At 63.4% G+C, this 6452-nt stretch carries 7 protein-coding genes; all 7 read left to right on the top strand.

All coding sequences use genetic code 11. From position 1 onward, the window contains the following. Window positions 1–76 precede the first annotated feature (76 nt). Window positions 77–487, top strand: a complete 411-nt coding sequence (locus AC1D1X_RS12875; protein ID WP_477671543.1) for a DUF2306 domain-containing protein — start codon at window positions 77–79, stop codon at window positions 485–487. Window positions 488–623: 136 nt separating this feature from the next. Next, window positions 624–1649, top strand: a complete 1026-nt coding sequence (locus AC1D1X_RS12870) for an alpha/beta hydrolase family protein (protein ID WP_477671542.1) — start codon at window positions 624–626, stop codon at window positions 1647–1649. Between the two features lie 234 nt (window positions 1650–1883). Beyond that, the gene (locus AC1D1X_RS12865) at window positions 1884–3044 is read left to right on the top strand and encodes a branched-chain amino acid ABC transporter substrate-binding protein (RefSeq protein WP_477698404.1); all 1161 of its coding nucleotides are present in this window, start codon (window positions 1884–1886) and stop codon (window positions 3042–3044) included. 18 nt (window positions 3045–3062) lie between these two features. After that, window positions 3063–3734, top strand: a complete 672-nt coding sequence (locus AC1D1X_RS12860) for a DUF924 family protein (RefSeq protein ID WP_477671541.1) — start codon at window positions 3063–3065, stop codon at window positions 3732–3734. Between the two features lie 349 nt (window positions 3735–4083). Further along, a complete protein-coding gene (locus tag AC1D1X_RS12855) occupies window positions 4084–4638 on the top strand; it encodes a DUF3455 domain-containing protein (RefSeq protein WP_477671540.1) in 555 nt (184 codons plus the stop codon). A gap of 340 nt (window positions 4639–4978) precedes the next feature. Continuing rightward, on the top strand, window positions 4979–5569 hold the full coding sequence (locus AC1D1X_RS12850; protein WP_477671539.1) for a DUF3455 domain-containing protein: 591 nt from the start codon (window positions 4979–4981) through the stop codon (window positions 5567–5569). 335 nt (window positions 5570–5904) lie between these two features. Next, the coding region (locus AC1D1X_RS12845) for a DUF3455 domain-containing protein (protein ID WP_477698403.1) at window positions 5905–6452 on the top strand (548 nt) is incomplete at its 3' end.

Genomic DNA, 6452 nt, shown 5'->3' with positions numbered 1-6452 from the left:
GCTACACGCAGTGAGTCTGGACAGGGGTGGTATTTCTGTGCACAATTTGTTACCCCTTCCGCCAGTCGCCACAGCCATGCAACTGACACCGCTGATCGCCATTCATCTGTTTGCTGCCAGCACCGCCATCGTCATTGGGCCCGTCGCGCTGTGGGCGCGTAAAGGGCGCTTGCAGCGGCCCAAGCTGCACCGGGCTTTTGGTTATGCCTTCGTGACGATGATGCTGGTCACCGCCGCGACGGCAGTTTTCATCCGCGACTATGACTATCCCAATATCGCCGGCTACACACCCATCCACCTGCTGGTGCCCTTCACACTGCTCAGCCTGACCGGCGCGTTCTGGCATTTGAGCCGCGGCAACATTGCGGGCCACCGCCGCGCCATGCAGTCCCTCTACATTGGCGCATGCCTGGTGGCAGGCGTGTTCACGCTGATGCCCGACCGCTACCTGGGCAAGATGCTGTGGGCGCAGCTCGGCCTGCTGTGACTTTCCACATCGCCCGGAAAAGCTGCAGCATTTTTTGACGAGCCCGTGGCAGGACGGTCCGTGCACGGAGTCCGGTGAAAATCCCTCAGACGCACACAATGCCCCACCCGGGCGCCCAGAAAACGAAGGAACACCCATGCACCGTTATGTCCTGAGCGGCCTGTTGCTGCTCGCCGCCACCTGCGTGCAGGCCGGCATGGGATTCACCGAACTGCCCGGCCTGCAGGACGATGGCCCCGTCAGCGTTTTTTACCCTTCCGCCGGTGAAGACCGGCAGGCCCAGTTCGGCTCCTATTCCCTCAAACTTGATCGCGGTGGCCAACCCGTGCGCGGCAACACGCGCCTCGTGGTGATCTCGCACGGCTCGGGCGGCTCGCCCTGGACGTACACCGACCTGGCGCGCCGCCTGGTCGAAGACGGCTTCGTCGTTGCGTTTCCCCTGCACCGCGGCGACAACGCCATGGACCCGTCTACCCCCGGACCCGACAGCTGGAAGCAGCGGCCCGCCGAGGTCTCCCGCGCCATTGACGCGGTAGCGCGTGACCAGCGCCTTGCACCGCTCCTGTCGCTGGACAAGGTCGGCATGTACGGCATGTCGGCCGGCGGCCATACCGCCCTGACGCTCGCCGGCGGCCGCTGGTCCCCGGCGCTGCTGGCCCGGCATTGCGAGGCCAACATTGCCGAGGACTTTCACACCTGCGTCGGGCTGACCACCCGGCTCACGGGGGGCATGCTGGACGGCCTGAAAAAATCGGTGGCGCTGGCAGTGATCCGCCAAAGATTCAGCGACGCAGGCTGGCAAACCCACACCGATCCGCGCATTCGCGCCGTGGTTGCCGGCGTTCCGCTGGCCGCCGATTTCGACATGGCCTCGCTGGCCGCACCGCCCGTGCCGCTCGGACTGGTGACCGCCCGGCAAGACCGCTGGCTGGTGCCCCGTTTTCACAGCGACGTGGTGCTTGCGGCCTGCAAGCGCTGCGAACACCTGGCCGACCTGCCCACCGGCGGCCACGGTGCGCTGCTGTCGCCGCCGCCACCGGCCGATGCCATGTCAGCCCTGGCCAAAGACCTGCTGCTGGACCCGCCCGGCTTTGACCGCAGCGAGCTTCCCCAGGTGGACCAGAAGATCAGCAGCTTCCTGCGCAGGCACCTGCTTCCCTGAATTCCCCGGCGATGGGTTTGTGAGACGGGCCACAGGCACGCCTGGCGATCACGCATCGAAGTGAACCAAAATGAGCCTTTCAGGTGCATTTTTGAGTCAGAAACGAACCAATAAGAATCATTAGTAAAACTTATCTACTCGTACATTCATTCGCTGATGGGTGAACCCTACTACCGCTTCATGAAGGTGAAATATACATTCAGTTACACCAACATTACCACCAAGGTTCTCACGATGAACAGCTTCGCATCCCGCCGCCATACCCTGGTCGGCCTGACCGCCATTGCCGTAGCCGGCGCCCTGCTCTCGGGCTGTGACAACCCGCCAGACACCATCAAGATCGGTGTTGCCCAGCCCCTGTCGGGAAACCTCGCCGCGCTCGGCCAGGACTTGCACAACGGCGTGAAGATGGYCGTGGACGAGATCAACAAGGAGGGCTTCCAGATCAAGGGCAAGACGGTCAAGATTGAAATCGTGGCCATGGACGACCGGTCTGATCCAAAAACCGGTGTGGAAGTCGCGCAGCAGCTCGTCGACGCCGGCGTGGTCGCCGTGATCGGCAACCTCAATTCGGGCGTCAGCATCCCGGCCGCACCGGTCTATGCCGCCAAAAACATTCCCCAGCTGGCCATCTCGACCAACCCCAAGTTCACCGAGCTGGGCCTGGCCACCACCTTCCGCCTGGTCGCCAACGACAACCTGCAGGCCCGCGCGATCGGCTCCTTTGCCGCCAACCAGCTCAGCGCCAGCAAGTTCGCCATCGTCGATGACGGCACCACCTACGGCAAGGGCCTGGCCGCCGGTGCGGCCGTCGAGCTGAAGAAAGCCGGCAAGGCAGTAGTGGTCACCTATTCATCCGACGACAAGACCACCAAGTTTGACGAGCTGGCCGGCAAGATCAAGGACGGCAATGTCGAAGTGGTCGTGTCCACGCAAGGCGACTTCCAGATCCTCGCGCTGATTGATGCCCTCAAGAAGATCGACTACAACCAGCAGATCAGCATCCTGGGCGGCGACACCATCAAGACGACCGACATGCTCAAGGGCAGCGACACAGTCAAGGGAATCTACGCTACTTCGCCCATCCTGGACGCCAAGGAATTCGTCAACGGCAAGGCCTTCCTGAGCAAGTACCAGGAAACCTTCAAAAGGGAGCCGGCTTACGGCGGCCACTACACCTACGACGCGATGTACATCCTGGCCGGCGCCATGCGGCGCGCCAACTCGGTCAAGCCTGAAAAGATCACCGAAACCCTGCGCACCTTTGACGGCTACGCGCCGATTACCGGCTCCATGAAGTGGGACTCGGTGGGCGAGCAGCGTTACGGCGTGGTCGGCGTTTACTCGATCCGCAAGGGTGTTTGGGATCTGCAGCTGCGCTCCGACCGCTGGTAGGCTAAGCTTTCGGTCGTCATGACCGAGCCCACTTCATTCCCTGGCGCACCCCCTGGCGCATCTTCCGGCACGGCGCCTGCCCGCCACCACGCCACGCCCGCCGAAGTCCTGGACTTCTGGCTGGGCGACGGTGTCGAAAAAGACTGGCCCACGCAAGACCTTGGCAAACGCTGGTTTGGCGGTGGCGCCGAACTCGACGAAGACATCCGCACGCGCTTCGGCCATGCGGTCGAGGCAGCCGTGGACGGCGGCCTGCAAGGCTGGGCGCAACCGCCCCTTCACCGCCTGGCGCTGGTCATCCTTTTGGACCAATTCACACGCAATGTCTTTCGCGGCTCCGGCAAGGCCTTTGCCGGCGACGCGCGAGCCCAGCAACTGGTGCTGGAAGCGCTGGCCGCCCAAACCGACCTGCAGCTGCCCTGGGCCGGGCGCATCTTTTTGTACATGCCGCTGATGCATGCCGAGAGCCTGGCGCTGCAGGATGAATGCGTGGCGCGCTTCACCCGGCTGGTGGACGACGCGCCCGATTCACTCAAGCAGCGCCTGCGCGGCAATCTTGACTTCGCCCACCAGCACCGGGACATCGTCGCCCGCTTCGGACGCTTCCCCTACCGCAACGCGGCGCTGAGGCGTACCGATACGCCCGAGGAAACCGACTTTCTCCTCAAGGGCCCGCGCTTCGGGCAGTGAGGTTCCCCCTGTCCAGGCTCACTGCGTGTAGCCTGTTCTCCCCTCAAGGRGACGGCGCCTGCGGCCCGGCAAAGCCGGTTCCGCGGCCCCCGCTGGTGAATACGCCGAAGAACCGGCTCTGCGGGAGTTATGCATCAAATCGGCCTCCAGCCCAAGTGGAACTTGCGCAAGCAGCTACTAATTTGATAGCAAGCAACAGTAGGCCTCATCTTTCCTGCTTTTGAATCCATAGCCTTGGCTACGCCGTACTAGCAACGGGACGTCCGGCGCCACATCGCCAACAACAAGGGCGGACGTCCGGTACACGCCGGCCAGCCTGGCCGGTTCACAAAAACCCAGGAGTTCAATAATGACTTTACGCACAGCCACCGCCTCAGCTTCAGTTCTGCTCGTGTCCCTGCTCGCCGCCTGCGGCAGCATGTCGCCCATAATGCCCACCTACTCGCAGGCCGGCCTGCCGGCTGCCGTGCAGGTGCCGGCCGGCAACAAGGTCGCGATGGAGACCGTCGGCGAGGGCGACATCACCTACCAGTGCAATGCCAAAAAAGACATGGCCGGCCAGTTTGAATGGGTCTTTGTCGGGCCCGACGCGAAGCTCAATGACCGCAGTGGCAAGCAGGTCGGCAAATACTACGGCCCGCCGGCCACCTGGGAAAGCATGGACGGCTCCAAACTGACGGCGACGCAAATCGCGGTGGCCCCAGGCGGCATGGGCAACATCCCTTTGCAACTCGTCAAGGGCAATCCGGCCATGGGCAGCGGCGCCATGAGCGGCGTGACCTACATCCAGCGCGTGGACACCCAGGGCGGCGTTGCGCCCGCCATGCCTTGCGCCGCCGGCAACATGGGCGCCAAACAGGTCGTGAAGTACCAGGCCGGCTACATCTTCTACAAGGCGATGTAAGCGCAGGAAGGCGCAGGGAGGTTCGCACAGGCACTTCCCCGCGCCCGATACCCTTCACCCGCATCTCCCAGGGTGAGCCGCCAGCTCTGAAGTCAGGCGGGGCTGGTCTTACGCCCGCAGGCTTGCCGCAAGGCCGGCGCTGTGGGCTTTTTTACGGGCGGTTGGCTGCCGCTTGGGCTTGTTGCCTGACTGTCTTTTTGGCGTATCGCCTGAGCTGTCGCATTTGCCCGCAAACGGTCCGGCAAGGCGCTGGCAATGAGGCTGCGCGGCGTCCTACAGATGTTTACATTTCAGCGGGCTTTACTGGCAAGCAGGCAAAACAACAACCCGAGGAGCCTTCATGAAAAGCACACACAACACCTTTTGGGCCTACAGCAAGAGCGTTGCCGTCACGCTGGCCATGGTTACCGGCACTGCCGCGCTGATCACCGCCTGCTCCGGTGTCGCGCCGCTTCCCAAGGAATACACGCAGGACCCGCTGGACGCATCGGTCAAGGTGCCGCCCGGGCATGTTGTGGCGCTTGAAACCACCGCCAGCGGCCTGCTTCATTACGAGTGCAAGGCCAACGCCGACACGGCTGGCACCATCGGCTGGGTTCTCGTGAGGCCCGAGGCTGACCTGCTGGACCGCACCGGCAAAACCGTCGCGAAATATTCCGGCCCGCCTGCCACCTGGACGCACATCGACGGCTCCAGCGTCGTCGGCACGCAGGTGGCGCTGGCGCCCCGCATAGGCGCCACCAACCTGCCGAACCAGCTTTCCACCGGTGCATCGGGCGCCACGCCTGGCGTCCTGCAAAACATCACCTACATCCAGCGCATCAAGACCAAGGGCGGGCAAGACCTGAGCAAGGCCTGCACGCAATCCGACCTCGGCGACAAGCTGACAACGTCTTACCAGGCCGACTATATTTTCTGGAAAGCCTCTTGAAGCAGAGCGGCAATGGACCCCAAAAGCCCGCAGGCCCTTGGTCTGCGGGCTTTTTTTCTGGCGTGGGCAGAATCAACCTGCTACTGAATTTATAGCTTCTCGCGCTTATTCTTATTGGGCTACAGCCAGATTTGGCACTGGGATGGAGCTGCCTCACGACATCGGCATGGGCACCGGCATGGAATACCGGCTGGACGCTTCCAATGCGCCATGACCCTACCCCGTCAAACCTGCCGACCTTTGCCCGCACCCATTCCCTTCAGCGTCCTACAGCGGGCCTGGCTCATTGTGTTTTACTGGTGCCTGAGACCATCGCCCCTCACCTGGAACCTGCCGTGAACACCAAAGCCTCTCGCGCTCCCTGCTTCGCCCTGCTGCGAAGCGTGCTCATGGTCACCGGCGCAGTGGGGGTRCTTGGCGCCTGCAGCGTGCGCCTGCCCAACCCCTACAACGCCCAGCAGACCCTGCCTGAAGCCATACGCGTGCCGGCGGGCCACAAGGCCGTGCTGGAAGCCCAGGGCAAGGGCGACCTCCTGTATGAGTGCCAGGCCATCAAACGTGCGCCCTATGAATACGCCTGGCTGCTCCAGTCACCGGGGCTGCGGCTGCAGGACAGCAATGGCCAGACCGTCACGTACTACCCGGGCCTGCGCTCGCGCTGGGTGCACAGCGACGGCTCCAAAGTCACCGCGAAGGAGTTGGTAGAAGTGTCCGCTGACCGTAGCGGCCTTCCGCTGCAGCGAGCCATGGTGAGCCCTTCAGAAACCCCGGGTGCGCTCGCGAGCGTCAGCTACATCCAAAGCCGCAGAACCGCGGGCGGGGTGGTGGCGAGCCCGCCCTGCACATCCGCCAGCCTGGGCATGCGGGTGTCGGTGCCTTACGA

Source organism: Polaromonas sp. P1_G4, assembly GCF_056405475.1.
The sequence above is the reverse complement of the archived record's forward strand: the minus strand, read 5'-3'. Positions and strand labels throughout refer to the sequence as shown.

Excerpts from the sequence above, each read along its gene's own strand:
- AC1D1X_RS12875 (WP_477671543.1), top strand. The coding sequence starts at position 77 with ATGCAACTGACACCGCTGATCGCCATTCATCTGTTTGCTGCCAGCACC.
- AC1D1X_RS12850 (WP_477671539.1), top strand. The coding sequence starts at position 4,979 with ATGAAAAGCACACACAACACCTTTTGGGCCTACAGCAAGAGCGTTGCC.
- AC1D1X_RS12860 (WP_477671541.1), top strand. The coding sequence starts at position 3,063 with ATGACCGAGCCCACTTCATTCCCTGGCGCACCCCCTGGCGCATCTTCC.
- AC1D1X_RS12870 (WP_477671542.1), top strand. The coding sequence starts at position 624 with ATGCACCGTTATGTCCTGAGCGGCCTGTTGCTGCTCGCCGCCACCTGC.
- AC1D1X_RS12855 (WP_477671540.1), top strand. The coding sequence starts at position 4,084 with ATGACTTTACGCACAGCCACCGCCTCAGCTTCAGTTCTGCTCGTGTCC.